At 68.7% G+C, this 26,480-nt stretch carries 16 protein-coding genes; 10 read left to right on the top strand and 6 right to left on the bottom strand.

Annotated features, from left to right (window positions below):
- Positions 1–106 precede the first annotated feature (106 nt).
- A complete protein-coding gene (locus OG841_RS08955; protein WP_371564358.1) occupies positions 107–3,022 on the bottom strand; it encodes a glycoside hydrolase family 48 protein in 2,916 nt (971 codons plus the stop codon).
- A 252-nt stretch (positions 3,023–3,274) separates the two neighbouring features.
- Between OG841_RS08955 and OG841_RS08950 the strand changes: the two genes are divergently transcribed.
- Together OG841_RS08950 and OG841_RS08945 are read left to right on the top strand one after the other, a co-directional pair.
- Positions 3,275–4,741 carry a cellulase family glycosylhydrolase gene (locus OG841_RS08950; protein WP_371564356.1) on the top strand — a complete coding sequence of 489 codons (1,467 nt, stop codon included), beginning with the start codon at positions 3,275–3,277 and terminating at the stop codon, positions 4,739–4,741.
- Positions 4,742–4,789: 48 nt separating this feature from the next.
- Positions 4,790–6,505 (top strand): glycoside hydrolase family 6 protein, encoded by a 1,716-nt coding sequence (locus tag OG841_RS08945; protein WP_328641925.1) that lies wholly within the window; start codon positions 4,790–4,792, stop codon positions 6,503–6,505.
- Between the two features lie 98 nt (positions 6,506–6,603).
- On the opposite strand, the gene OG841_RS08940 is transcribed toward OG841_RS08945, so the two are convergent.
- On the bottom strand, positions 6,604–7,416 hold the full coding sequence (locus OG841_RS08940) for a phytanoyl-CoA dioxygenase family protein (protein ID WP_371564353.1): 813 nt from the start codon (positions 7,414–7,416) through the stop codon (positions 6,604–6,606).
- 112 nt (positions 7,417–7,528) lie between these two features.
- Here OG841_RS08940 and OG841_RS08935 point away from each other — a divergent pair, with 112 nt between their 5' ends.
- The gene (locus OG841_RS08935) at positions 7,529–8,416 is read left to right on the top strand and encodes a class I SAM-dependent methyltransferase (protein WP_371564351.1); all 888 of its coding nucleotides are present in this window, start codon (positions 7,529–7,531) and stop codon (positions 8,414–8,416) included.
- A gap of 1,190 nt (positions 8,417–9,606) precedes the next feature.
- Entirely contained in the window at positions 9,607–10,311 is a 705-nt protein-coding gene (locus tag OG841_RS08930) for an SDR family oxidoreductase (RefSeq protein ID WP_371564349.1), read from the top strand.
- Between the two features lie 93 nt (positions 10,312–10,404).
- Here the strand turns inward: OG841_RS08930 and OG841_RS08925 are convergent, their stop codons facing one another.
- Complete coding sequence (locus tag OG841_RS08925) at positions 10,405–11,241, bottom strand: aldo/keto reductase (RefSeq protein WP_371564347.1); 837 nt, start codon at positions 11,239–11,241, stop codon at positions 10,405–10,407.
- Positions 11,242–11,539: 298 nt separating this feature from the next.
- Here OG841_RS08925 and OG841_RS08920 point away from each other — a divergent pair, with 298 nt between their 5' ends.
- The 5 genes from OG841_RS08920 to OG841_RS08900 are packed head-to-tail and all read left to right on the top strand — an operon-like array spanning position 11,540 to position 21,069.
- A complete protein-coding gene (locus OG841_RS08920; protein ID WP_328641931.1) occupies positions 11,540–12,718 on the top strand; it encodes a glycoside hydrolase family 88/105 protein in 1,179 nt (392 codons plus the stop codon).
- 4 nt (positions 12,719–12,722) lie between these two features.
- Entirely contained in the window at positions 12,723–13,514 is a 792-nt protein-coding gene (locus OG841_RS08915) for a heparin lyase I family protein (protein ID WP_059209499.1), read from the top strand.
- Between the two features lie 12 nt (positions 13,515–13,526).
- On the top strand, positions 13,527–16,763 hold the full coding sequence (locus OG841_RS08910) for a glycosyl hydrolase family 28 protein (protein ID WP_371564344.1): 3,237 nt from the start codon (positions 13,527–13,529) through the stop codon (positions 16,761–16,763).
- Positions 16,760–19,027, top strand: coding sequence for an alpha-galactosidase (locus OG841_RS08905; RefSeq protein WP_371564342.1), 2,268 nt, complete (start codon positions 16,760–16,762; stop codon positions 19,025–19,027). Before OG841_RS08910 ends, OG841_RS08905 begins: the two co-directional genes overlap by 4 nt.
- Positions 19,028–19,038: 11 nt before the next feature.
- Entirely contained in the window at positions 19,039–21,069 is a 2,031-nt protein-coding gene (locus tag OG841_RS08900; protein WP_365122327.1) for a PQQ-dependent sugar dehydrogenase, read from the top strand.
- A gap of 7 nt (positions 21,070–21,076) precedes the next feature.
- Here the strand turns inward: OG841_RS08900 and OG841_RS08895 are convergent, their stop codons facing one another.
- Entirely contained in the window at positions 21,077–22,903 is a 1,827-nt protein-coding gene (locus OG841_RS08895) for an AMP-dependent synthetase/ligase (RefSeq protein WP_328641935.1), read from the bottom strand.
- A 333-nt stretch (positions 22,904–23,236) separates the two neighbouring features.
- Positions 23,237–24,100, bottom strand: coding sequence for a LysR substrate-binding domain-containing protein (locus tag OG841_RS08890; RefSeq protein ID WP_328641936.1), 864 nt, complete (start codon positions 24,098–24,100; stop codon positions 23,237–23,239).
- 188 nt (positions 24,101–24,288) lie between these two features.
- On the opposite strand from OG841_RS08890, the gene OG841_RS08885 reads away from it, so the two are divergent.
- Complete coding sequence (locus OG841_RS08885) at positions 24,289–25,311, top strand: bile acid:sodium symporter family protein (RefSeq protein ID WP_328643704.1); 1,023 nt, start codon at positions 24,289–24,291, stop codon at positions 25,309–25,311.
- On the opposite strand, the gene OG841_RS08880 is transcribed toward OG841_RS08885, so the two are convergent.
- On the bottom strand, positions 25,247–26,473 hold the full coding sequence (locus tag OG841_RS08880; protein WP_328641937.1) for a DUF4185 domain-containing protein: 1,227 nt from the start codon (positions 26,471–26,473) through the stop codon (positions 25,247–25,249). The two genes, OG841_RS08885 and OG841_RS08880, sit on opposite strands and share 65 nt — an antisense overlap.
- Positions 26,474–26,480 lie beyond the last annotated feature (7 nt).

The following is a 26,480-nucleotide window of genomic DNA, read 5'->3' as shown; positions in this document are numbered from 1 at the left end:
CGGTGCCTGGTGCGCCCCTTTCAGGGGCGCGGGGAACTGCGCGACCAGCCACAACGGACCCGCAGTCGACAACGGTCCAACCCGCGGAGCGCCCGGCGGGGGCTGGTTATTCGAGAAGCTCCGCGTACGACCCCATGGCCAGGGCGATGTCCGCCTGGGCCCAGAACCGGTGATAGGTGAACGACGGCACCGCGCCGCCCGCGAGATACGCCTGGATCTTCGACCAGGCCGGGTCGTTCTTGTAGAAGGACCGGATGGACTCGAAAGTCGACGAGGAGTTGATCGCGTCACCGTTCGGCATGGTCCCGGTCCAGCCGCTCGGGACGTACACCGAGTCGTCGAACCGGTTGTAGTCCGCCCGGTTCTCCGGGACCGCGATGCCCAGGCTGTCCTGGTAGTTGGTCCACATGCCGTCCAGGAGCGCCTTGGCCGTCGTCTTCGCCGCCGTGTCACCGGACTTGGCGGCGTAGTAGCTCAGGGTCTTGGCGTACGCGGCGGCCACGCCGACGTCGTTGGTGTAGTCGGCGACGGTGACGTGAAGTCCGCTGTTGGCGCCGGGACTTGACGCGTTCCAGGTGTCGGGCTGGCCCGACCACTGGAGGGTGGAGGGGATCTGGTAGGTGCCGTCGGGGTTGATCGTGGTCTTGGACAGCGCCCACTTGACCCACTTGTCGAGGACCGCCTTGGCCTGCGCGTTCCCCGTCTGCTGGTAGTACTCGGCGACCCGCTCCATGGACCAGGCCTGGAAGCCGAACCACTGGTTGGAGGGCGGGTCGTGGTAGACCGGCTGCTCGTCGTAGTACATGCCGTAGAACGTCGACTTCCCGGCCGGGGGAGTCGCGTAACGTCCCGCCCAACTGTTGGTCGCACCGCCCGCGATGGCACCCTCGTCGGACTGCAACCAGCGGTAGAACTCCAGCTGCCGGCCCAGCGAGGTGTTCCAGTCCGCCGCGCCCGTCGCCGACTTGGGCTTCATGTCGGCGTAGGAGCTCAGCGCGTACGCGGCCATGAGGTTCTGGTAGCCGCCGTGCGCGTGACTGGATCCGATGCGCCAGGCCCAGCCCGCCGAGGTGTCGGTGGCGCCGCCCCAGGCGTAGTACCAGGACAGCAGGTACATCGAGGCGTCCTTGCCGGTGCCGGCCGCGCAGGTGGACGGGCCGACACAGTTGCCGATCTTCTTGAAGTACTTGTCGTACATGGCGTAGCGCAGATAGTCGCCCATCTTCGCGGCCTTGCCCACGGTCGCGGAGACGTCGGAGCCCTTGCCCTGCTCCTTCGCCCACTTGTCGGCCCAGTACGCGGCCTGCACGGCGCGCGCGTCGGCGTCCGGGGCGTTGGTGAACTTCCACTGCTTGGAGTAGGAGGAGTCACCGGTGAAGAGGTCCAAGTACCCGTTCTTGCCGCCGTACTTGAACTGGTCGCAGGTCGGCTGCGGCACCGTCTCCCACACCGACTCCTGCGCGCCGCGCTGGAAGGTGTTGATGTACGACGGTCCGGTGTCCGTCGGTCCCGCCTCGCACTTGCCGGGCGAGTTGCCGTAGCCGTAGGTGTTGTCGACATCCTGGAGCCAGTGCATGCCGTAGATGTCGTCCGTGCCGTACGCCGACTTCAGCTCACCGGCGAGCGGGTCCGAACCCACCGAAACCGAGGAGTCCAGCTTCGCCGGGTACTCGTTCGGCGTGTCCAGCTCGGGCGCGTAGGTGGCCGGCTTGGAGGCGTTGTAGAAGGAGTTGGTGGGCTGGTCGGCGTGGGTGGGGATCATGTACTTCTCCATGATGTCCCAGGCGCCGTTGAACTTGGACCAGTCGCCGGTCACCTTGCCGTACATGGCCTGGAGCCACAGGAGGTAGCTGTACGCCTCCGAGGTGGTCTCGTGGCCGTAGTCCGGCGCCTCGACGATCAGCGTCTCGACCGAGTGGTAGGGGATGCCCTCGGGGGAGAAGTAGCCGTTCGCCGGATTGGTGATCTTGCCGTACAGATCCAGGAAGCGGGCGTTGTAGGTGCCCGTCGCCGCTATCTGGGTGACCGTCACCGAGGCCTTGGCGTGGCCGGTCGCCGTCGACTCGAAGGTCGCCGCGCCGGTGCCGGAGGCGTTGCCGGTGATGGTCACCGTCTGCGCGGTGTTCCAGTTCGACGGGGTGAAGGTGAGCGAGGCCCCGCCGGTCACCGAGAGACCCGTGTTGCCGCCGGTGCGGGCGGTCGCCACGGTCACGTTGGCCGAGGGCTGCGTCGACAGCTTCACGGTGTACGTGCCCGTCTTGCCCTGCTGGACGGCGAGTTGGGTGGCCGAGGCGACGACCGCCGGACCCGAGGCGACCGTGATGCCGACCGGTGTCGACTCCCCGGACGCGCCCAGGCTGTCGTACGCCTTCGCGAGCAGCGAATGACTGCCCACGGTCAAGCTTGAGACCGAGAGCGAGTACGGCGACGTCGTGTCGGTGCCGAGCAGCGTGGTGTTGTCGTAGAACTCCACCTTGCTGATGGTCGCGTTGTCCGCGGCGGCGGCCGTCGCGGCGAGCGGGACCGCGTTGCCCTGGGTGTAGACCGCGCCCGCGGCCGGGCTGGTCAGCACGGTGATCGGCGGCTGGTGGGCGCCGGTGCACGAGGTGCCGTTGATCGCGAAGTTCGTCGGCGCCGCGTTGCTGCCGCTGTAGCTGAACTGCGCGCCGGTGGTGACGGCGGCGCCCGCGGCGATGTTCGCGTTGTACGTGGCGCTGTTGACCGTGACCGTCTGGCCGGACTGGGACCAGGTCCCGTTCCACCCGTTGCTCAGCTTCTGGTTGCCCGTGTAGCCGTAGGTCAGGGTCCAGCCGTTGATGGCGTCCGTGCCGCGGTTGGTGATCGTCAGATCCGCGGTGAAACCGGAACCCCAGTCATTGGTCTTGTAGTCGACGCTGCACTGAACTGCTGCTGCTTGTGCGGGAGTTGAAGCCGCACTCAGCATCGCGAACGGCAGTGCCATGGCCGCCACGACAGCGGTCCACAATCGCCGGACGGCCCGGCGTCTCCTGGTGGGGGGCATTGCTGGTTCCTCCTTGTGCGGCTCGGAGAAGTCAAGGCTTGAACCAGTGGGAGCGCTCCCATAGTGGAGACGACCATTCAAGGGGTCAAGGCTCTTGAAGAGTCGAAAAGATTCGACGAACGGGACTGAGGGAAAGTCAAGTGACCCCTCTGTTCTTTGCCGTCACTTGGCGCTACCTTCCTTGACACCAGTGGGAGCGATTCCATCAGTCGACGCGTCCGTAACGGCGCGCTGATCTGCAAGGAGTCGCTCATGCGACACCCCCCGCGTTCAGTACTTGCAGCCGTTGCCGGCGCGGCCGCCCTCCTCGGGTCCGTGACGGTGCCGGTGGTCACGGCGTCCGGCGCCGCCCCTGCCTGCTCGGTGGAGTACTCCGTCACCAGCCAGTGGGACAGTGGCTTCCAGGGTGCCGTGAGAATCACCAACAACACGGCCGCCATGAGTAGTTGGAGCCTCGCCTTCGACTTCGCCGGCGGTCAGGAGCTCACCCAGGGCTGGAACGCGAAATGGTCCCAGTCCGGTACGACGGTCACCGCGGCCAGTGAGAGCTACAACGGCTCCCTGGCCACCGGAGCGAGCGTCAGCGCCGGATTCATCGCGTCCTGGTCGGGGAGCAACGCCGTTCCGACCTCGTTCAAGCTCAACGGCACCAGCTGCAACACAGCCGTCGAGCCCACGCCGGCGCCGACGGGTCCCGCGGAAGACGGGCCCCCCGTCCTCCACGTGTCGGGCAACAAGCTCGTGGACGCCGGCGGCGCGACCCGCCGTCTGCTCGGAGTGAACCGGTCCGGCGGCGAGTTCATGTGCGTCCAGGGCCGCGGCATCTTCGACGGCCCGGTCGACGACGCCTCCGTGAAGGCGATCGCCGACTGGAAGGCGAACACGGTCCGCATCCCTCTCAACGAGGAGTGCTGGCTGGGCCTGTCCACCATCGACCCGGCCTACGCCGGGACGAACTACATCAACGCCGTCAAGGACCTGGTCGCCAAGGTCAAGGCGCACGGCATGACACCCGTGGTCGAACTGCACTGGACCTACGGGCAGTACACCGGCAACTCCGCCGGCTGCTCCGACGTGCACGCAAGCTGCCAGAAACCGATGCCCGACATGCGGTACACGCCCTCCTTCTGGGCCTCGGTGGCCAACACCTTCAAGAACGACCGCACCGTCGTCTTCGACCTGTTCAACGAGCCCTACCCGGACCGCGCCACCTCCACGACCACCCAGGCGTGGCAGTGCTGGCGGGACGGCGGCAGCTGCCCGGGCATCGGGTACGAGGTCGCCGGTATGCAGGATCTCGTCGACAGCGTCCGGGGCACCGGCGCGACCAACCTGATCCTGGCCGGGGGGATCGCCTACTCCAACGACCTCAGCCAGTGGCTGACGTACAAACCGGCCGACCCGGCGGGCAATCTCGCCGCCGCCTGGCACGTGTACAACTTCAACACCTGCGCCAACGAGAGCTGCTGGAACTCCACGCTCGCTCCGGTGGCCGCCCAAGTCCCCCTCGTGGCAGGGGAGATCGGCGAGAACACCTGCGCGCACGGCTTCATCGACCAGGTCATGAAGTGGTTCGACGACCGCGGTCTGTCGTATCTCGGCTGGACCTGGAACACCTGGGACTGCTCCTCCGGTCCGTCCCTGATCAGCAGCTACGACGGCACACCCACAGCGTTCGGCACCGGGCTGCGTGACCATCTGCGCGCCCTGAACGGATAGCACCCGCCCAACGGACACCATCCGCGAACGAGAAGGAAACCCGCACTCATGAGTCGTACGAGAACAGCGCTCCTCGCTGCCCTGGCGCTCGTCGCCGGGGCCTCCGGGACCGCGCTAGCCGTGGCCCCCGGGGACGCAGGCATCGCGGCCGTCCCCTGCACCGTGGACTACAAGGTGCAGAACCAGTGGGACACCGGCTTCACCGCCGCCGTCACCGTCACCAACAACACCACGGCCAAGTCGAGTTGGTCGCTGAAGTGGGCGTACGCCGGAAACCAGAAGGTCACCAGCGGCTGGAACGCCAAGATCAGCCAGAGCGGGACGGCCGTCACCGCGGCGAACGAGTCCTACAACGGCACGCTCGCCACCGGCGGTTCGGTCAGCTTCGGCTTCCAGGGCAGCTACAGCGGCACCAACGCCGTCCCGGCCACCTTCACCCTCGACGGTGTGACCTGCAACGTCGACGGCGGCGGCCCCACCGACCCGGGCCCGACCGACCCCGGCACCCCCGGCACCCGGGTCGACAACCCGTACGCCGGCTCCAAGGTGTACGTGAACCCCGAGTGGTCCGCCAACGCCGCCGCCGAGCCGGGTGGCAGCCGCGTCGCCAACCAGCCCACCGGCGTGTGGCTGGACCGGATCGCCGCGATCAACGGCACCGGCGGCAAGATGGGCCTGCGCGCCCATCTCGACGAGGCGCTGAAGCAGAAGGGCTCGGGAGAGCTCGTCGTCCAGCTGGTCATCTACGACCTGCCCGGACGCGACTGCTCGGCCCTCGCCTCCAACGGCGAACTGGGCCCGACGGAGATCGACAAGTACAAGACGCAGTACATCGACCCGATCGCGGCGATCCTCGCCGACCCCAAGTACGCCTCGCTGCGGATCGTCAACACGGTCGAGCTCGACTCGCTGCCGAACCTCGTCACCAACGTCACGCCGCGAGCCACGGCCACCGCGAACTGCGACACGATGAAGGCCAACGGCAACTACGTCAAGGGCGTCGGCTACGCGCTCAACAAGCTCGGTGACGCCCCCAACGTCTACAACTACGTGGACGCCGGGCATCACGGCTGGCTCGGCTGGGACGACAACTTCTCCGCGACCGTCCAGACGATCAAGCAGGCGGCCACCGCCGAGGGCGCCACGGTCAACGACGTGCAGGGTTTCATCACCAACACCGCCAACTACAGCGCGCTGAAGGAGCAGAACTTCACCATCAACGACTCCGTGAACGGCAAGTCCGTGCGCGAGTCCAAGTGGGTGGACTGGAACCGGTACGTCGACGAGCTCTCCTACGCCCAGGCGTTCCGGCAGGAGGCCGTGAACCAGGGCTTCCCCGCGGGCGTCGGCATGCTGATCGACACCAGCCGCAACGGCTGGGGCGGCTCCGCCCGGCCCACCGGCCCCGGTGCCATGACGGACGTGGACACCTACGTCAACGGCGGCAAGCTCGACCGGCGTATCCATGTCGGCAACTGGTGCAACCAGTCGGGTGCCGGTCTCGGTGAGCGCCCGAAGGCCAGCCCGGCCGCCGGGATCGACGCCTACGTGTGGATCAAGCCTCCGGGTGAGTCGGACGGGTCCAGCTCGGCGATCGCCAACGACGAGGGCAAGGGCTTCGACCGGATGTGCGACCCGACGTACACCGGCAACCCGCGGAACAACAACAACATGTCCGGTGCGCTGCCGAACGCTCCGCTGTCGGGGCACTGGTTCTCGGCGCAGTTCCAGCAGTTGATGCAGAACGCGTATCCGGCGCTCTGAGGAAATGCGGGGTGCTGTGCGATGTCGGCTGCGGGTCCGTTGCGGCTGGTCGCGCGGTTCCCCGCGCCCCTGAAAGAATCACGCCGCCCGGGGTCTGGTCAGTTCTCTTGGGCCAGGCCCCGACGGATTGCGAACTCCACCGCTGAATAGTCGCCGTCGGTTCTGCTCAACTCGTACGGCACCGCCGGGAGCAGGGGCGGCTGGGCCATGAAACGCGGGCTGGTGCCGTGGTGGGGCTGGGCCGCGTGGACCAGGAAGGGGTGGCAGAGGTAGACGTCCCCGGGGCTGCCGGTGGCGTGGGCGAGCGGGCGGTGTGCCGAGGCCTTGTCCACCTTCGGGCCCAACTCCAGGAAGGAGGCGCCCTGTTCGCCGTACGGCTCCAGGACCGGCGGTACGTCGAGATGGGAGCCGATTCTGATACGGGTCGGGGCGTCGGTCTCGGTGACCTCGCTGAACAGGAACAGCATCAGCAGGGCGCGGTCCCTGGAGCGCAGGTTGGTGTGGTACATGCCGGCGGGCGCGTCCTCGGGGAGGTAGCTGCCCTCGATGTGCCAGCCCGCGTCGTCCGGTTCCTCCGCGTGCGGAAACCGCAAAGGGAACGTGCCCAGTGAGTAGCGGGGCTGCCAGCGGTTCTCGCCCACCAGCAGGTCGAACGCCTCGTGCAGCACCGGAGAGTTGGCGGCCGCCGCGAACGGGCCCTGTGCCATTCCGGGCACCCAGACCACCGGATCCTTCCAGGAGGCCGGGTCCTCGGGGTCGTAGCCCGTCTCCCGCCACAGCAGCGACGCGCAGTGCTGGGCGACGCGTGGCGGGAAGGCGCCCTCGATCCTCACGAATCCGTCTTCGAGGAAACGCTCCACCAGTTCATCGTCCATGGAGTCATCGTGGGGGATCGGCCGGGGTGGACGCATCCCCGTTTCTTCGCGTCCGCTTTGCCGTGTTTTTTGCTGTCGTGGCAACATCGCTGGCGTCTTCGCGGTGCGTCGGAGCACGCTGGCCGCATCCCGAGGAGAGGCTGGCAGCATGGCGCACGATCACGAGACCCACGGTCACCATCGCCACGACCACACCGACATCGACTGGTCCAGGATGGCCGCGCACCTGGAAACCCAGGCGGAACTGTTCACGCCGCTGTACGAGCGGGCGCTGGCCTGGCTCGGGCACAAGCAGACCGAGCCGGGGCTGATCGTGGACGCGGGCAGTGGGCCAGGGGTGCTGTCCTGTCTGCTCGCCGAGGCGTTTCCGGGGGCCCGAGTGGTCGCCGTCGACGGGGCCGAACCGCTGCTTGAGCGGGCCGGGGCCCGAGCCGCGCGGCTCGGTGTCGCCGACCGCTTCGGGACCCTCGCCGGTGAACTGCCCGCGATCCTCGACGACTTGGATTACCCCGCCGACCTCATCTGGGCCAGTCGGAGCCTGCACCACCTCGGGGACCAACGCGCCGGGATCGCCGCGTTCGCCGCACGCCTGGCGCGGGGCGGCACGCTGGCGCTGATGGAGGGCGGGCTGCCCGCACGCTTCCTGCCCCGGGACATCGGGATCGGGCGGCCGGGGCTCCAGGCGCGGCTCGACGCGCTGGAGGAGGAGCGGTTCGCGCAGATGCGGACGGAGTTGACCGACTCCGTCGCCGAGGTCGAGGACTGGCCCGCGCTGATGGCCTCCGCCGGGCTGCGGCACACCGGTACGCGCAGCTTCATGCTGGATCTTCCGGCGCCGACGACCGATCGGGCCCGTGCGTACATCGCCGCGTCGCTGGGGCGGCTGCGGGAAGGTTTTGCCGAGCGGCTGGATGCGGACGACCGTGACACGCTCGACCGGCTGCTCGATCCTGAGGACGCGGCGAGTGTGCATCGGCGGGCGGATGTGTTCGTGCTGGCGGTGCACACGGTGCACACCGCGGTGCGGACCGGTTGAGGTACTCGGTGATCAGTGCTCCCCCGACGTGCCGGCGAGCCGCGCCCCGTCGCCACCACGGTGCCCGCCGCGACCGCACGGGTCGTGTGCCGGGGCGACGAGCTCACCTTCACCGCCGACAGCCGGGCCGTGGCGAGCGTCACCACCGGAGGTGTCGTCACCTGGGACTTCCGCGCCGGACGGGAACGGCCCCGGCTGCCCCTGGCCGGTGGCGGATACCGCGTGGAGTTCGCCGGTGACTACGCCCTGACCTGGACCCTGGGTGCCCTCGCCCTGTGGCGCCCGGGCCTGCCCGACCCCGCGGACGACAGCGCGCGCGAGCCGCTGCTCACCTTTGCCGTCGACTCGTCGGCGGTGGGCGACCTGCGTCTTGACCTCGACGCGGGCGTCCTGCGCTACCGGGAACAGGGCCGGACCAGTTCGGTGCACACCCCCTCGCTCCAGGGACTGACCGGCAGCGCCTGGCGGGACCGGGCGGCTCGGACCGCCGCGTTCGACAGCCGGGGCCGGCCGGTGCGGGCGAGGAGGGCCCCGGCGGTCGGCCGGCGGGACACCGTCACCGCGGACCCGACCGGCCGCACCGCGCTGACCTCGGAGGGCATGCTCGTCAGCGTCTCGACGGGCAAGCGGCTCAAGGGGATCAGGGGAGTGGAGGGCGAGGACTATCTCACCGAGGGCGCCTTCAGTCCCGACGGCCGGTACCTCGCCGCCGCCGACGTCCGGGGCCGCCTCACCCTGTGGGACGCGCACAGCTGGCGCAGGCTGGCCGTCCTGAGGAGCGGCGGCTCCAACCGCCATGATCCGGCGCTCGGCTTCTCCGCCGACGGCGTCCTGGTGGCCGCGAGCGACCCCGACGGAGTGGTGAACGTCTGGGAGACGGCCACGCCCGCTCTGCCCGCAGCGTCCCTGCCCGTGGGGGACTCCTCGGTGCTCGCCCTCGGATTCACAAGGGACGGCGGCGAGTTGCACATCGCCACACCTCATCTGAGTGACCGGGCCCTCCCCTCGGCCCGGAGCGGGCCGCGCGGAGGGTGTGCGACCGGGTGTCGACCGGTCTCACCGAGAGGGAGTGGCGGCGCTACTTCCCGTCGGCCGACTACCGCCGAACCTGCGGTACTTGACTTCGAGAACGCTTCAACTGATGTACTCCCCGCCGTCCACGAGTTCGCAGGGGAACACAGGGGGAAGCCATGTCCGACGATTCACCGGTCGCGCTCATCACCGGCGGCGGCAGCGGTATCGGCGCCGCGGTCGCACGGCAACTGCTCGACGCCGGGCACCGGGTGGCCGTCACCGGGCGCGGCGAGCTGCGCCTGCGTGCCTTCGCCGAGGAACTCGGCAATCCGGACGGCCTGTTGACGTTCGTCGGCAACGCCGCCGAATACGGCGACATCAGGGCCGCGGTGGACGGCACGCTCAAGGAGTTCGGCCGACTGGACACGGTCGTCGCCAACGCGGGTTTCGCCACCCATGACACCGTCGCCGGGGGTGACCCCGCCGGCTGGACCGAGATGGTGCTGACCAACGTGCTCGGCCCCGCCCTCCTCATCCGCGCCTCGATCGACGCGCTCAAGGAGACCCGCGGCCGGATCGTGCTGATCGGCAGCGTCGCCGGGTTCGTCCACGGCCCCGGCAACATCTACGGGGCGACGAAGTGGGCGGTGACCGGGCTCGCCGAGAACGCCCGCCGTGAGGTCACCGAGTTCGGTGTCGGTGTCACCCTGGTGGCCCCCGGCCGTGTGGAGACGCCGTTCTGGGACAGCTACGGCAGTCTCCCGCCCGGGCACCTGCTCACCGCGGACCAGATCGCCGACTCGGTGGTGTGGGCCGTACGGCAGCCGGAGGGCGTCGACATCAACACCGTCGTCGTACGGCCGATCGGGCAGCCCGTCTGACGCGCGGAGCGTACCCGCTGACGCCGGACACACGACGGCCGGCGGTGGGGTCCCTACGACGGGGACCGCACCGTCGGCCGAACCGGTGTGTCGTCAGGCGGCGTTGAACGTCGACGGGTCCGGGCCGAGACGCCGGTCCTCGTTGAGCGCGCTGATCGCCGCCAGGTCCTCGGCGTCCAGGCTGAAGTCGAACACCTCGATGTTCTCCTTGATCCGGGACGGGGTCACGGACTTCGGGATCACGACATTGCCGAGCTGGAGGTGCCAGCGCAGCACGACCTGGGCCGGAGTGCGGCCGTGCTTGCGGGCGATGGCCACGATGGCCGGGACCTCCAGGAGACCCTTGCCGGAGCCGAGCGGCGACCAGGCCTCGGTGGCGATGCCCTGCTCCGCGTGGTACTCACGGGCCGCGTGCTGCTGAAGGTGCGGGTGCAGCTCGATCTGGTCGACGGCCGGGACGACGGACGTCTCGGCGATCAGCCGCTCCAGGTGGTCGGGTTCGAAGTTGGAGACGCCGATGGCTCGGATCCGGCCGTCGGCATGCAGCTTCTCGAACGCCTTGTAGCTGTCGACGTACAGGTCACGGGAGGGTGTGGGCCAGTGGATGAGGTACAGGTCCACGTAGTCCAGGCCGAGCTTCTCCAGCGAGGTGTCGAAAGCGCGCAGGGTCGAGTCGTAGCCCTGGTCGCTGTTCCAGAGCTTGGTGGTGACGAAGATGTCCTCGCGGGCCACTCCGGAGGAGGCGATCGCCTTTCCGGTGCCCACTTCATTGCCGTAGATCGCCGCTGTGTCGATGCTGCGGTACCCGGCCTCGAGCGCCGTGGCGACCGCGCGCTCGGCCTCGTCGTCCGGCACCTGCCAGACGCCGAAACCCAGCTTGGGCATCTCGACACCGTTGTTGAGGATGATCGGGGGGACCTTGCTGCTCACGAGCTCTTGATCCTTACGGTTGTCGTCAGATGGCACTCCTATCGTCAACGATCACGAGCCGTGATGCATTCCTGACCGCGGAATCCGTCCGAACAGACCCGCCAGTCAGTGGGCGGTGGCTGAAATTGGCCGGAAATGCATCCGACCTCTTCGGTACAGACCATTGACCGCCGACGGTCCTACCGCGACTCTGGATCGCGCCAACGGGCGGAATCCTGAACTCAGTTCACAGATGTGAATCCACTCTGGCTTTCATCCGATGTTTCCCGTGTCTCCTGGCTCACGGAGAGGGAGGAACATGAGACGCCGTCGTCTTCGCACGGCTCTGACGACCCTTGCGCTCGCCGCCGCGACCCTGGTCACAGTGCCGGCCGCCGCACCCCCGGCCGCCGGCTCCCCGACCGGCCCGTCCCCGGACCGGGACTGGTCCGTGGCGATGGTCGAGTCGACCATGGCCCGCTTCACACCGAGCAGCATCGGTGGCTGGTCCTACCCGGTCGGCCTGTACCTCTACGGCCAGTACCTCGCGTACGAGCGCACCCATGACACCCGCTACCTGACCTACATCAAGGACTACGTCGACCGCTTCGTGAAGAGCGACGGCTCGATGAGCCAGTCCTTCAACAGCCTGGACAGCATGCAGGCCGGCCGGCTCCTGGTGATCCTGCACCACGAGACGGGCCAGGACCGCTACCGCAAGGCGGCGAAGAAGATCGTCGACCGCCTGGCCACTTATCCCCGCACGAGCGACGGTGGCTTCTGGCACGCCGACACCGCGAGCCGCGCCCACCAACTCTGGGCGGACGGCGTCTACATGGTGAACCCGTTCCTCGTCGAGTACGGAGAGGAGTTCGGCGACAGCTCGTACACCGACGACGAGGCTGCGAAACAGCTCGCCGTCTACGGAAGCCACCTCCAGGTCGCGAACGGACTGCTCGAGCACGCCTATGACGAGTCGAAGAGCGCCGGCTGGGCCGACCCGCGCACCGGGCTCGCCCCCGAGCACTGGTGCCGTGCGGTCGGCTGGTACTCCATGGCGATCGTCGGCGTGCTGGACGGCATTCCGCAGCATCACCCGCGCCGGGCCCAGCTGCTCGGCGTCTTCCGCAAGCTGGCGGCCGGACTGGAGAAGTACCAGGACCCGGCGACCGGCCGCTGGTTCCAGGTGATCGACAAGGGCGCCCGCGGCGACAACTGGACCGAGACGTCCTGCTCCAGCATGTTCACCTACGCCCTCTCGCGCGGCGCCCGGCAGGGATACCTGGACCAGCATTTCAAGGCCGTCGCACACCGCGGCTACCAGGGCGTGCTCGCCAAGCTCTCGGTCGGCTCCGACGGGCGCACGAACCTCGCCGACATCTCCATCGGTACCAACGTCGGCGACTACGCGTACTACATCGCTCGCGACCGGGCCACCAACGACTTCCACGGCCTGGGCGCCTTCCTGATCATGAACGAACAGCTGCGAGGTGATTAGTGTCATGAACACATCCAGAAGGTCGTTGCTGGGCGCCGCGCTCGGCGGTGCCACGGCGGCCGCGGTCGGTCTGCCGACGGCGACCACCGCCCACGCCGCCTCCTGGCAGCAGAAGTGGGCCCCCTCCGCGAGCGGCGACGGCCTCGGCGCCTTCGAGACGATCGAGGACGACCGCGCCGACTCGCACTCCGCCGGGCAGCCGCACATCTACGCCACCGGCAACAACTGGCGCTTCGACATGCACACCGTCGACCGCGACACCTCGACCGACCGCCAGCGCCAGGAGGTCACAGGGCTGCGCAACGGCAGCGGAAGCAACTATCTGAAGTGGACGAAGGGACAGACCTGGCGGGTCACCTACTCGATGTACATCCCGAGCTCCCTGAAGGCGACCACCACCTTCACCCACATCATGCAGATGAAGCAGCCCGGCAGCGGCACCTCGCCGATCGTCGTGCAGTCCCTGCGCCGGGTGAACGGCAAGCAGACCATCGAGCTGAAACTCGCCATCGACGACATCCTCGTCGGCCGCACCGACCTGGACCCGCTGCACGACAAGTGGACCGACGTCGACTTCCAGATCAAGGTCGGCGACGGCTCGGCGGGTTCGGTCCGCTGGATCCTCAAGTCCGGTGGCTCGACCGTCATCGACGCGTCGAAGACCGGCGTCGACACCTTCCTGGCCGACCGGGTCCGCCCGAAGTGGGGCATCTACCGCTCCCTCGGCGACACCTCCGGCTCCCTCCAGAACACCTATCTGCTGCTCAGCAACCTCCGCGGCTACCAACTGGTCTGAGGAGCCGTCACCTTGAAACCCCCCACAGCCCCACGCTCCCGAGCGGCGGCGATCGTCCTCTTCGTCGTCGCCGTCGTCCTCGGACTCAGCCACCCGGCGGCCCCGGCCACCCCGCAGGCGCCACCCCGAGCCGCCACCGTCTTCGACGTACGCGACTACGGCGCCAAGGGGGACGGCTCCGCCAACGACACCCCCGCCGTCAACAAGGCGATCACCGCGGCGAGTTCGGCGGCGGGCGGCGGAGTCGTCCGCTTCCCGCCCGGTGACTACAAGGCGAGGAACACCGTCCACATGAAGAGCCATGTGACGCTCCGGCTCGACAAGGGCGCCACCCTCCAGGGCTCCAGCGCCGACACCTACGACAAGGCCGAGTCCAACCCCTACGACGACTACCAGGACTACGGGCACAGCCACTTCCGCGACGCGATGATCCACGGCGACAGGCTGACCGACATCGGCTTCGTCGGCCAGGGAGTCATCGACGGCATGGGCAACCTGATCACCGGCAACCCGAAGTCCGGAGAGGCCGACAAGATCATCTCCCTGACCCGGTGCGACGGACTCACGATCGGCGACGGCCTCACCCTCCGCCGCGGCGGCCACTTCGCGGCGCTCATCAACGGCTGCAAGAACGTGACGTCGGACCACCTGACCATCGACACCGCGAGCGACCGCGACGGCTGGAACATCATCTCCACGACGAACGTCACGGTGACGAACGCCAACATCAGGGCCAACGACGACGCCCTGGTCTTCAAGAGCGACTACGCCCTCGGCGCCAAGCTCCCCAACGGCCACGTCCGCGTCAACGACAGCTTCCTGTCCGCCCGTTGCTGCAACGCCCTCATGTTCGGCTCGGAAACGTGCGGCGACTTCTCGGACTACCGGTTCGAGAACATCCGTATCGACGGTGCCGACAAGTCCGGCCTCGGCATGGTGTCCATGGACGGCGCGAAGATCTCCGACGTCCACTACCGCGACATCACGATGACGAACGTCCACTCGCCGATCATGCAGAAGATCGGCACGCGAAAGCGGTGCGGCAACAGCCCCGGTGTCGGCTCGATCAGCGACATCACGTACGACACCATCACGGCCGCCGGCAGCAGCCCGTCCTTCAGTCCGACCCTGTGGGGCGAGACCGGCCACCGCATCAAGGGCGTGACCTTCAACCACGTCGACATCACGGTCCCGGGCGGCAACGGCACCATGTCCACCGGTGTGCCGGGCAATGACCCGAACGACTACAACCCCAAGGCCATCGGCACCCGGCCGGCCTACGGCTGGTACCTCCACAACGCCGACGACATCCGCTTCACCGACAGTTCGGTGAAGTTCGCCGCGGACGACGGCCGCCCGGCGATCCTCGCCAACGCGGCAGAGGGCATCCGGCTCACCCGGTTCACCGCGCAGAACGGCGGCGGCTCCCCGTTCGACGTGGGCTTCCAGGACGTGACGGGCAGCTGCCTGACGGACAGCCACAACACGTCCGGCGGCGCCCTGCGGGTCTCGGGAGGCCAGGACTGCGGTAGGGCGGCCGAGCCGCTGGATCTGGACAACCCCCGCCAGGACTTCCTCCGCGCCTCGGTGGGCGGACTGTTCCTGCACTGGGGTCTGCGCACCGCGCCCGCCCACACCAGCTGCACCGCCTGGGAGGACGACGTCACGAACGGAGGCTGGAACGCCGACTACTGGGTGAAGGAGGCCCAGAAGCTGCACACGCAGTACCTCGTCCTCGCCTCCTTCCACAGCCGCCTCGGTTACGCCCGCGCCTGGCCGTCGAAGATCCCGGGCTCCTGCTCCACCCAACGCGACTTCCTGGGTGAACTGGTCACCGCCGCGAAGGCCAGGGGGCTGAAGGTCATCCTCTACATGACCAACGACCCCCAGTGGCACGACGAGGGCGGCCATGAGTGGCTCGACTCGGCCGGCTACTCCGCCTACAAGGGCAAGAACGTCGACCTGACCACCAACGACGGCTTCGGACAGTTCAGTTACGACAACTTCTTCGAGGTCATGAACCGCTATCCCGACCTCGGCGGCTTCTGGATCGACAACGACAACGCCTACTGGGAGAGCCACGACCTCTACCGGCAGATCTACGAGAAGCGTCCGAACTACACGCTCAGCAACAACAACGAAGACACGCCGATCATGGACATGATCAGCAACGAGCAGAAGACGGGGATGACGCCCGGGTACGACTACCCGCAGGCGGTCTACACGGCCCAACCCCGCCTCACGGAGGCCGACTTCAAGCTGCCCTCCACCGGCGCCTGGTGGTACGGCGGCACCGACCCGTCGGTCGACAAGATGCTCACCCTCGGCCGCCTCGTCACCAACACCGGATCGTCCGTGAAGGCGCTGATGGCCGAGACCGCCCAGGTCAACGGTAAGTTCCCGGCCAACCAGGCCGACTTCAACAACTTCGCGAACTCCTACCTCGACCCCATCTGGGAGTCCCTGCACGGCACGGAGGGCGGCGGCTACCTGTACGGCGGACTCAAGCCGGGATTCTGGAACGACGGCGCCCACGGCGTGACCACGATCAGCAAGACCGACCCCGACCGCCAGTACATCCACGTCCTGACCCCGCCCAGCACCAGCACCCTGCGCATCCGCGACAACGGCTACCGTGTCGCGTCGGTCACCAACCTCCGCACGGGCGCGGCGGTTTCGTGGTCGCAGTCGGGCGGCGTACTCACTCTCACCGGCCTCGGTGCCTGGGACCCGTACGACACGGTGTTCAAGGTCACCACGGCCGGCCGCCAAGGCATCCTCACCGGCGTCAAGGTGAGCGCGAGCGCCTCGGCGAGCGGTCACGCGGGCTCGGCCGCCGGTGACGGTGACTACCGCACCTACTGGGACAACGACAAATCCCTTCCGGTGAGCCTCACCTTCGACCTCGGCAGCTCGAAGAGGGTCCAGTACCTCGGGCTCAACCAGCGCGAGGACTCCGTCGCCTACGCCCGCTCGGACACCGAGCAGTCGGCGCGGATCAAGGACTACAAGGTGTACCTGAGCGCCGACGGCTCGACCTGGGGCAGCCCGGTGAAGACCGGTCAGCTGCCGAGCCGCCGCGGCGTCCAGGGCATCGACCTGACCGCGGTCAACGCCCGCTACGTCCGCCTCGAAGTCGGCTCCACCTGGGCCGCCTCCACCGACACGACCCGCTACCAGCGGCTGCGGATCGACGAGGCGTGGATCGGCACCTCGTACGCGACTCCCGCGAAGAGGGGACAGTCATGACAGGCATCACCCGTGTCACCCGCGTCAGATCACTGATCGTGGCCCTGGTCGGGCTGCTGATCGCCTCGGCGATCCCGCTGCTGGCCGCCGCCCGCCCGGCGGCCGCCTCCGACAACGGCCAGTCGGTCCGGCCCGCGATGGGCTGGAGCAGTTGGAGCTTCGTCCGCCGCTCGCCGACCGAGGCGAAGCTCAAGGCCCAGGCCGACGCGCTCGTCTCCAGCGGCCTGAAGAACCACGGATTCATCTACATCAACCTCGACGACTTCTGGCAGAAGTGCGACGACAACGGCTTCGTCGTCGACTCCTACGGCCGCTGGGCCGTCGACACCGCCAAGTTCCCGTCCGGCATCAAGGCGCTGGCCGACTACGTCCACTCCAAGGGCCTGAAGTTCGGCTTCTACGTGACGCCCGGCATCGCCAAGAACGCCGTCACCAAGAACACGCCGATCGAGGGGACCTCGTACCACGCGAAGGACATCGCGGACACCTCGAGGACGGAGAAGAACTACAACTGCAAGAACATGTACTACATCGACTACGGGAAGCCGGGCGCCCAGGAGTTCGTGAACTCCTGGGCCAAGCAGTTCGCCTCCTGGGGAGTCGACTACCTGAAGATCGACGGGGTGGGCAGCCAGGACATCCCCGACGTCCAGGCCTGGGACAAGGCGCTGCGTGCCTCCGGACGGCCCATCAACTTCGCGCTGTCCAACAACCTTCCGATCGCGGATGCCACCACCTGGAAGAAACTGGCGAACAGCTGGCGCACTCAGGGCGACGTGGAGTGCTACTGCGGCCCCGGCTCCAACGGCAGCGGCTATCCGCTCACCGACTGGTCGCACGTCTCCTCCCGCTTCAACACCGCGGCCTCCTGGCAGCCGCACGCCGGCCCGGGCGGTTGGAACGACCTCGACTCCCTGGAGATCGGCAACGGCGACCGGGTGGGCCTCACCGCCGACCAGCGCCGGTCCCACTTCACCCTCTGGGCCATGGCCGCGTCACCGCTGCTGCTCGGCACCGACCTGACCGACCTCGACCCGGTCGACAAGGCGATGCTGACCAACGACCGCCTCATAGCGGTCGACCAGGACGGCGTCGCCGCCAAGCGGATCGTGAACAGCGGGGTCAAGCAGGTCTGGAGCAAGAAGGAGAGCGACGGCCAGTACGTCGTGGCCCTGTTCAACACCGGCACGTCCGGCAACGCGGCGGTCTCCGTGGACTGGTCGCAGGTGGGCTTCACCGGTTCCGGTGACGTCACCGATCTGTGGTCCGGCTCCCACAAAGGCGTGATCGCCGACTCCTACAGCGCGACCCTGCGGCCCGGCGAGACCCGGCTGATCCGCGTGAAGCCGGTCAACTCCCTCAAGGCCGCCGCAGCTTCGCCCGGCATGGCCGTCGCCCCCTACGAGTACCTCGGCTGGGGCAACCCGCCGAACCCCACGTCGGTGATGTCGGCGACCGGCGTCAAGTGGTTCACGCTCGCGTTCATCCTCTCCGACGGCGGCTGCAACCCGAAGTGGGACGGCACGCGCCCGCTCACCGGCGGCACCGACCAGTCGAGGATCGACGCGATCAAATCCGCCGGCGGTGACGTCATGGTCTCCGTCGGCGGCTGGAGCGGGAACAAGCTCGGTGAGAAGTGCTCCAGCGCCTCGGCGCTGGCGGGCGCGTACCAGAAGGTGATCGACGCGTACCGGCTGAAGGCCCTCGACATCGACATCGAGAACACCGAGTGGTCGAACGCGACGGTGCGGCAGCGCGTGGTCGACGCCCTGAAGACGGTGAAGGCCAACAACCCCGGCCTGAAGACGGTCATCACCTTCGGCACCACCACCAGCGGTCCCGACTCCACCGGCGTCGACATGATCAAGCGGGCCGCGAACTCCGGTTTGGCGAACGACGTGTGGTGCATCATGCCGTTCGACTTCGGCGGCGGCACCACGAACATGGGCACCCTGACCACGCAGGCCATGGAGGGCCTCAAGGCACGGGTCAAGTCGGCGTACGGCTACAGCGACGCCACCGCGTACGCCCACATCGGGCTGTCCTCGATGAACGGCAAAACCGACGACTCCGGCGAACGCGTCCGCGTCGCCGACTTCAAGACCATGCTCGCCTACGCCCAGCAGCACCACATCGGGCGCCTCACCTACTGGTCCGTCAACCGCGACCGCCCCTGCGGCTCGGGCACCGACGGCGACTCCTGCAGCGGTGTGACGCAGCAGCCGTACGACTACCTCAAGGTTTTCACCCAGTACACGGGCTGAAGGGAACATCCGTGAAAATCAAGAGAGTTCTGCCCTACGGCCTCGCCGCGGCCCTCGCGCTGCCCCTCGCCGGCCTGAGCCAGGCCACCGCGCTCGCGGCCACCGACTACCAGGCGGAGGACGCGACCGTCGTGCAGGGCACGGTGGCCACCAACCACACCGGCTACACGGGCACCGGCTTCGTCGACTACACCAACGTCAAGGGCTCCTCTGTGGAGTTCACCGTCAGTGCCGCCTCCGCGGGCTCCATGGCCGTCACCTTCCGCTACGCCAACGGGACCGCGACCGACCGGCCCATGGACATCTCCGTGAACGGCACGGTCGTGGCGTCGGCCGTCTCCTTCCCGGCCACCGCCGACTGGAACACCTGGGCCACCAGGACCGTCGACGTCCCGCTCACCGCGGGCTCCGGCAAGATCCGCGCGACCGCCACCAGCGCCGCCGGAGGCCCCAACCTCGACCGCATCGGCGTTGACGCGGCCACCGACTCCCAGGCCCCGAGCCGTCCCGGGCAGCCCAGTTGCTCCGACATCGGTGAGGACGGGCTCACACTGGCCTGGGGCGCCTCCACCGACAACGTGGGCGTGACGGCGTACGACCTCTACGAGCACGGCAACAAGATCGGTGAGGCGCCCGGCGGTTCGACCAGCAAGACGCTCACCGGCCTCACCCCCGGCACCCCTTACAACCTCACCGTCATCGCCCGTGACGCGGCCGGCAACACGTCCCCGGCGAGCCCCGTCGTCGACTGCACCACCAAGCCCAGCTCCGACACCAACCCGCCGACGAGACCCGGCACCCTGTCCGCGGCGGACGTCACGGCGAACAGCGCCGCACTGAGCTGGGGCGCCTCCACCGACGACCGGGCGGTCGCCGGCTACGACGTGCGCAGTGACACCACCGTCTACAAGTCCGTCGCCACCGGCACCTCGACCACCCTGACCGGGCTGGCCTGCAACAGCCCGTACAGCCTGAACGTCGTCGCCCGCGACGCGGCCGGCAACGTCTCCCAGCCGAGCAACACGGTCACCTTCACCACCAAGGCCTGCGCCACCGACGGCGGCGTCCCGTCCTCGGTCTCCGCCCTCTCCTCGGGCTGGACGATCCCCTGGGGCGTCCACTGGATGCCCGACGGCAAGAGCGCGCTGGTCACCGAGCGGGACGACTTCCGGGTCTGGAAGGTCACCAAGGACGGCACGAAGACGCAGGTCGGGACCGTCCCGAACGCCGTCACCACCAACGGCGAGGGTGGACTGCTCGGCGTCGCCGTCGACCCGAAATGGGAGACGAACCACTACGTCTACTTCATGCACACCGCGTCCGAGGGCAACCGCGTGGTCCGCATGACGTACGACGGGACCACGCTGAGCGCGTACAAGGTCCTCCTGCAGGGCATCAAGAAGAACCGCTACCACAACGGCGGACGCCTCGCCTTCGGCCCCGACGGCTACCTGTACGTCTCCACCGGCGAGGCCCAGACGCCCGACCTGGCGCAGGACAAGAGCTCCCTCAACGGCAAGATCCTGCGCATGACCACCGACGGCGCGCCGGCCCCCGGCAACCCGTTCGGCACCTACGTCTACAGCCTCGGCCACCGCAACCCGCAGGGCCTCGCCTTCGACCGCAACGGCCGTCTGTGGGAGGCGGAGTTCGGCAACAGCTCCAAGGACGAACTGAACCTGATCAAGCCCGGCGCCAACTACGGCTGGCCGGTCTGCGAGGGCACCTGCTCCACCGCGGGGATGACCAACCCGAAAGCCACCTGGAACGTGTCGGAGGCCTCGCCGAGCGGCATCGCGATCGTGCGCAACGTCGTCTACATGGCCTCCCTGCGCGGTGAGCGGCTGTGGCGGATCCCCATCAACGGCGACAACGAGAGCGTCGGCACGCCGACCGCGTACTACGTGGGCACCTACGGCCGGCTGCGCACGGTCACCAAGGTGCCGGGCGCCGACCAGCTGTGGCTGTCGACCACCAACTGCGACAACAACGGAGGAGCGGCGGACGGATCGGACAAGATCTTTCGCGTGACGATCAGCTGACAGGCCGTCAGGCCCGGTACAGCGCCTCGACCTCGTCCGCGTACGCCGTCTCGATCGCCTTGCGCTTGAGCTTCAGGGACGGGGTCAGCAGCCCGTGCTCCTCGGTGAAGGGCTGGGCGAGGATACGGAAGGTGCGGATCGACTCGGCCTGGGAGACCAGGGTGTTGGCGGCGACCACGGCCCGCCGCACCTCGGTCTCCAGGTCGGCGTCCCGCACCAGCTGGGCCGGGGACATCCGCGGCTTGTCGCGCATCGCCAGCCAGTGTTCGACGGCCTCCTGGTCGAGGGTGACCAGGGCGGCGATGTAGGGGCGGTCGTTGCCCACGACGATGCACTGGGAGACCAGCGGATGGTCGCGCACCCGCTCCTCCAGCACCCCGGGGGAGACGCTCTTGCCGCCGGAGGTGACGAGGATCTCCTTCTTGCGGCCGGTGATGGTGAGATAGCCGTCCTCGTCGAGGGAGCCGAGGTCTCCGGTGGCGAGCCAGCCGTCGTGCAGGGTCTCGTCGGTGGCCTTCTCGTTGTTGAGGTAACCCTGGAAGACGTTGGCGCCGTACAGCCAGATCTCGCCGTCGTCCGCGATGTGCACGGTCATGCCGGGGATGGGCTGGCCGACCGTGCCGTAGCGGGTGCGCTCGGGCGGGTTGGCGGTCGCCGCCGCCGTCGTCTCGGTGAGGCCGTAGCCCTCGTAGATGTGCACGCCGGCACCGGCGAAGAACAGTCCCAGCCTGCGGTCCATGGCCGAACCGCCGGTCATGGCCTGCTTGATGCGGCCGCCCATGGCCGCCCGCATCTTGGAGTAGACGAGCTTGTCGAAGAGCTGGTGCTGCATCCGCAGCCCCGCCGACGGACCGGGCCCGATCCCCCAGGCCTTGGCCTCCATGGCGTCCGCGTACTTCACCGCCACATCGACGGCCTTCTCGAACGGACCGGCCTTGCCCTCCTTCTCGGCCTTGCGGCGGGAGGCGTTGAAGACCTTCTCGAAGATGTACGGCACCCCGAGGAAGAACGTCGGCTTGAACGCGGCGAGGTCGGGCAGGAGGGCGGCCGCGTTCATCTGCGGCTGGTGGCCGAAGCGGACCCGGCCACGGAACGCGGCCACCTGCACCATCCGCCCGAAGACGTGCGCGAGCGGCAGGAACAGCAGGGTCGCCGCCTCGTCGCCCTTCTTGGAGTGGAACACCGGCTCCCAGCGCTCGATCATGGTGTCCGACTCGTACATGAAGTTGCCGTGGCTGATCACACAGCCCTTGGGCCGGCCGGTGGTGCCCGAGGTGTAGATGATCGTCGCGACCGAGTCGGGGGTCACGGCCTGCCGGTGGCGGTGCACCACCTCGTCCTCGATGGCCGCGCCCGCGTCGTACAGCTCGTGCACCGCGCCGGAGTCCAGCTGCCACAGCCGGTGCAGGTGCGGCAGCCGGTCGATGACGGTGGCGATCGTCATCGCGTGGTCCTCGTGCTCCACGATCGCGGCCGTGCACTCGGAGTCGTACAGCGCCCAAAAGCACTGCTCGGCGGAGGAGGTCGGGTACACCGGCACCACCTGCGCGCCGATCGTCCACAGCGCGAAGTCGAACAGGGTCCACTCGTAGCGGGTGCGGGACATGATCGCGACCCGATCGCCGAAGCGGATGCCCTGGGCAAGCAATCCCTTGGCGAGGGCCATGACCTCGTCGCGGAACTCCGCGGACGTCACGTCCCGCCACTGTCCGTTCTCGTCCTTGCGGCCGAGGGCGAGGTGGAGCGGGTCGTTCTGGGCATGCTCGAAGACGACGTCGGCCAGTCCGCCCACCGGGGGTGCCAACGCCAACGGAGGGTTGGTGAACTCGCGCAAACCCCGCTCCCCGCTCTCCCTGGCGCTCAGTGACGCTCCGCACAGCGCCGTGAAAGCTACCCCACCCAGGCATCCGGCGGGAGAGGGGCCGAAGCCGAGCGGTGCTCACGGATGGCCTGGTCAGTACGGGAAAATACGCTCACATGGGGAAGGGTCGGACAGAAAACTGACGGTTGAGTAAGGTTCTCAGCCGTAATCTCCACCGAATCTGTACGAGCCGACTACGGCTCGCGGCCTTGGTGAAACGGTTATTCACGGCATGCCGTCTTCTCTTCTCTCAGCGCCGCCGACCCGGAATATGTCACTCTGTTCGGCCGACGCCGATACGGCCCGTCACTGCCGGTGCAACCGGTCCCCACCTGCCAGAATCGCGGCGGCAAGCGCGTCCGCCGCCCCCTGAGCGGCCGTTCGTCGACGACCGTGCACCAGGACGAAGTCCACCCGCCCGAGCTCGGGAAGTGCGAAGCGGTCGGGCATCCGCGCCAGCCCCGGCGGGACCAGCCCCCGGGAGTGCGCCATCACACCCAACCCGGCCCGCGCCGCCGCGATCAGCCCGTTCAGACTCCCGCTGGTGCACACGATCCGCCACTCGCGGCCCTGCCGCTCCAGCGCCTCCAAGGCCAGTGTCCGAGTGATCCCCGGCGGCGGATACACGATCAGCGGAACCGGCCGGTCCGCGTCCAGGCGCAGCCGTTCCGCCCCGATCCACACCAGCCGGTCGTGCCACACCAGCTCTCCCCGGGGATCCTCCGGCCGCCGCTTGGCCAGCACGAGGTCCAGCTTCCCGGCGGCCAGCTGCTCGTGCAGCGTGCCCGACAGCTCGACCGTCAGCTCCAGATCCACCTCGGGATGGTCGTACCGGAAGCCCTCGAGGATCTCCGGCAGCCGCGTCAGCACGAAGTCCTCCGACGCCCCGAACCGCAGCCGCCCCCGCAGGCGCGTGCCGGTGAAGAACGCCGTGGCCTGGTCGTGCACCTCCAGGATCCGGCGCGCGAACCCCAGCATCGCCTCGCCGTCCTCCGTCAGCTCCACGGAGTGGGTGTCCCGGGTGAACAGCTGCCGCCCGGCGGCGTCCTCGAGCCGCCGTACATGCTGGCTCACGGTCGACTGGCGCAGCCCCAGCCGCCGGGCGGCCTGCGTGAAGCTCAGGGTCTGCGCCACCGCCAGGAACGTACGCAGCTGCGACGGGTCGTACATGGCGCCACGTTATCGCGGAACGTGATGACAGTCAGAGTGGTATGCCGGATTCCTGATCAAGAGATGAAAGGGGACGATGGAGGGGGATCCCCCGTCCTGAGGGGCACCCGTCATGGCCACGTGTCCATGTACCGCCGTCGAGCACCAGTAAGTGGAGCACCGTGAAGCGCCTGAAGTGGCCGGCCTGGATGCCGGTCGACCCGTACATCCTGCTGTTGCTCGGCACGGTGGGCCTCGCGGCCCTCGTACCGGCACGCGGGACCTCCGCGGACGTGGCCTCCGGAGCCTCCACGGCGGCGATCGCCTTCCTCTTCTTCCTCTACGGCGCCCGCCTCTCCACGCGTGAGGCCCTGAACGGGCTCAAGCACTGGCGGCTGCACGTCACGGTGCTCGCCTGTACGTTCGTGATCTTCCCGCTGCTGGGCCTGGCCGCCCGCGGGCTCGTCCCGGTCTTCCTGACCGACCCGCTCTACCAGGGCCTGCTCTTCCTCACCCTGGTCCCCTCCACCATCCAGTCCTCGATCGCCTTCACCTCGATGGCCCGTGGAAACGTGCCCGCCGCGATCTGCGCCGGCTCCTTCTCCTCGCTGGTGGGCATCGTCGTCACGCCGCTCCTCGCGGCCGCCCTGCTGGGCAGCAGCGGGGGGTTCTCGGCCGACTCACTCCTGGAGATCGTGCTCCAGCTGCTCGTGCCGTTCGTGGCGGGGCAAGTGACGCGCCGCTGGATCGGTGGGTTCGTCACCCGGCACAAGAAGGTCCTCGGCCTCGTGGACCGCGGATCGATCCTGCTGGTCGTCTACACCGCGTTCAGCGAGGGCATGGTCCAGGGCATCTGGCACCAGGTGAGCCCGCTCAGGCTCGGCGGGCTGCTGATCGTCGAAGGCGTCCTGCTCGCCCTGATGCTCGCCCTGACCTGGTACGGCTCCAAGGCGCTCCGCTTCGGCCGCGAGGACCGCATCGCCATCCAGTTCGCGGGCTCCAAGAAGTCCCTCGCCTCCGGACTCCCCATGGCCAGCGTCCTGTTCGGCGCGCACGCCTCCCTCGCCGTGCTGCCGCTGATGCTCTTCCACCAGATGCAGCTGATGGTCTGCGCGGTGATCGCCAAGCGTCGCTCGCACGACCCCGTCCCGGAGGAGACCGCGGAGGTCAGCGCGTCGGAGTCAGCCGCAGCGTCACGAACCTCGGTCGGTACAGCGACACGTTCCGGTTGAGTTGCGCCGAAGCGGCCGCCGTCTCCAGCCAGTTGACGTCGTAGCTGAGCACCAGCCGCCCCCTGCCGCTGAGTTCGAGGTGCGCCTGCGGGTTGTAGGCGGCGACCTGACCCGAGGGCAGGGGTGGGGCGAAGTCCTTCTCCGGACCGTGCCACGGTCCGGTGGGGGAGCACGCCCAGTACGAGGTCACGGCGGCGAGCCCCTTGGTCCCCGCCGCCATCGTGAACAGCACGTACGTCCCGTCCTGCCGTACGACGGAGAAGGCGCTGCCCACGCCGGTGCGCCGTCCGTCCCCGAGCACCGGGCGCGGGCGGGCGCCGGTCGTCCACGCCGAGCCGTCCCAGTACTCCCAGGCGCCCGGCTCCGCGAGACCGCCCTCCGGCACCCGGGCCACATACGCCGACGACGCGGAACGGGACGCGGCCTGGCCGTCGTCACCCCCGAAGACGTATGTCCATTCGCCGTCCTCGACCAGCGTCGTGCCGAACAGCACCCGCCGGGACGGGTCCTTGACCCGCTGCTCGTCGCGAACCTTCGTGATCGACTCGACGCGCAGGTCGGGCAGCGAGAGCGTGGCGACCTCGGTGGCGGTCGGGACGCCGTAGATCCAGGGGTACTGGCCGGAGGTGCGCACCCACAGCAGGACCCGGACGACCTGTTCGTCCGAGCCCGGGGAGCGGGGTTCGACGCGGGCCGCGACCGGCCAGCGCCACTGGTTCGGGCCGGGGTCCGGGAACAGGGGCGCGGGGAGGGTGGTCTCCAGACGGCCGCCGCGCATCAGCACCGCCGAGTTGCGCACCAGGGGAGCGGTGGTGTCGCGCCAGGCGTGCGACTCGCCGAACGGGTTCGGCGGGCCGTACACCTGGCCGAGGTAGGTGTCGGAGAACAGCCACAGCAGCCGGCCGTCGGGCAGCCGTACCGAGTGGGTGCCGTCGCCGCCGGTCCAGTCGTCGCCGCGGCCGGCGTCGTCGCCGTAGCGGGCGAACTCGGCGGTGAGCCGGTCGTCCGCCGACCAGGAGCCGACGGTGCGCGGTGTGCAGTCGCCGGTGTCCCGCCCGTCTCCGTCCGGAAGAGCGGTGATCAGCACGGCTCCGAGCACCAGCGCCAGCAGCAGACCGACGCCGATGCCCGTTCGCTGTCGTGCTCGTGGGGCCTCGGGCACGGTTCGC

Origin of the sequence: Streptomyces canus, assembly GCF_041435015.1 — a bacterium.
Classification (GTDB): domain Bacteria; phylum Actinomycetota; class Actinomycetes; order Streptomycetales; family Streptomycetaceae; genus Streptomyces; species Streptomyces canus_G.
Note: the sequence above shows the minus strand (reverse complement) of the source record. Positions and strands in the feature narration are given on the sequence as shown.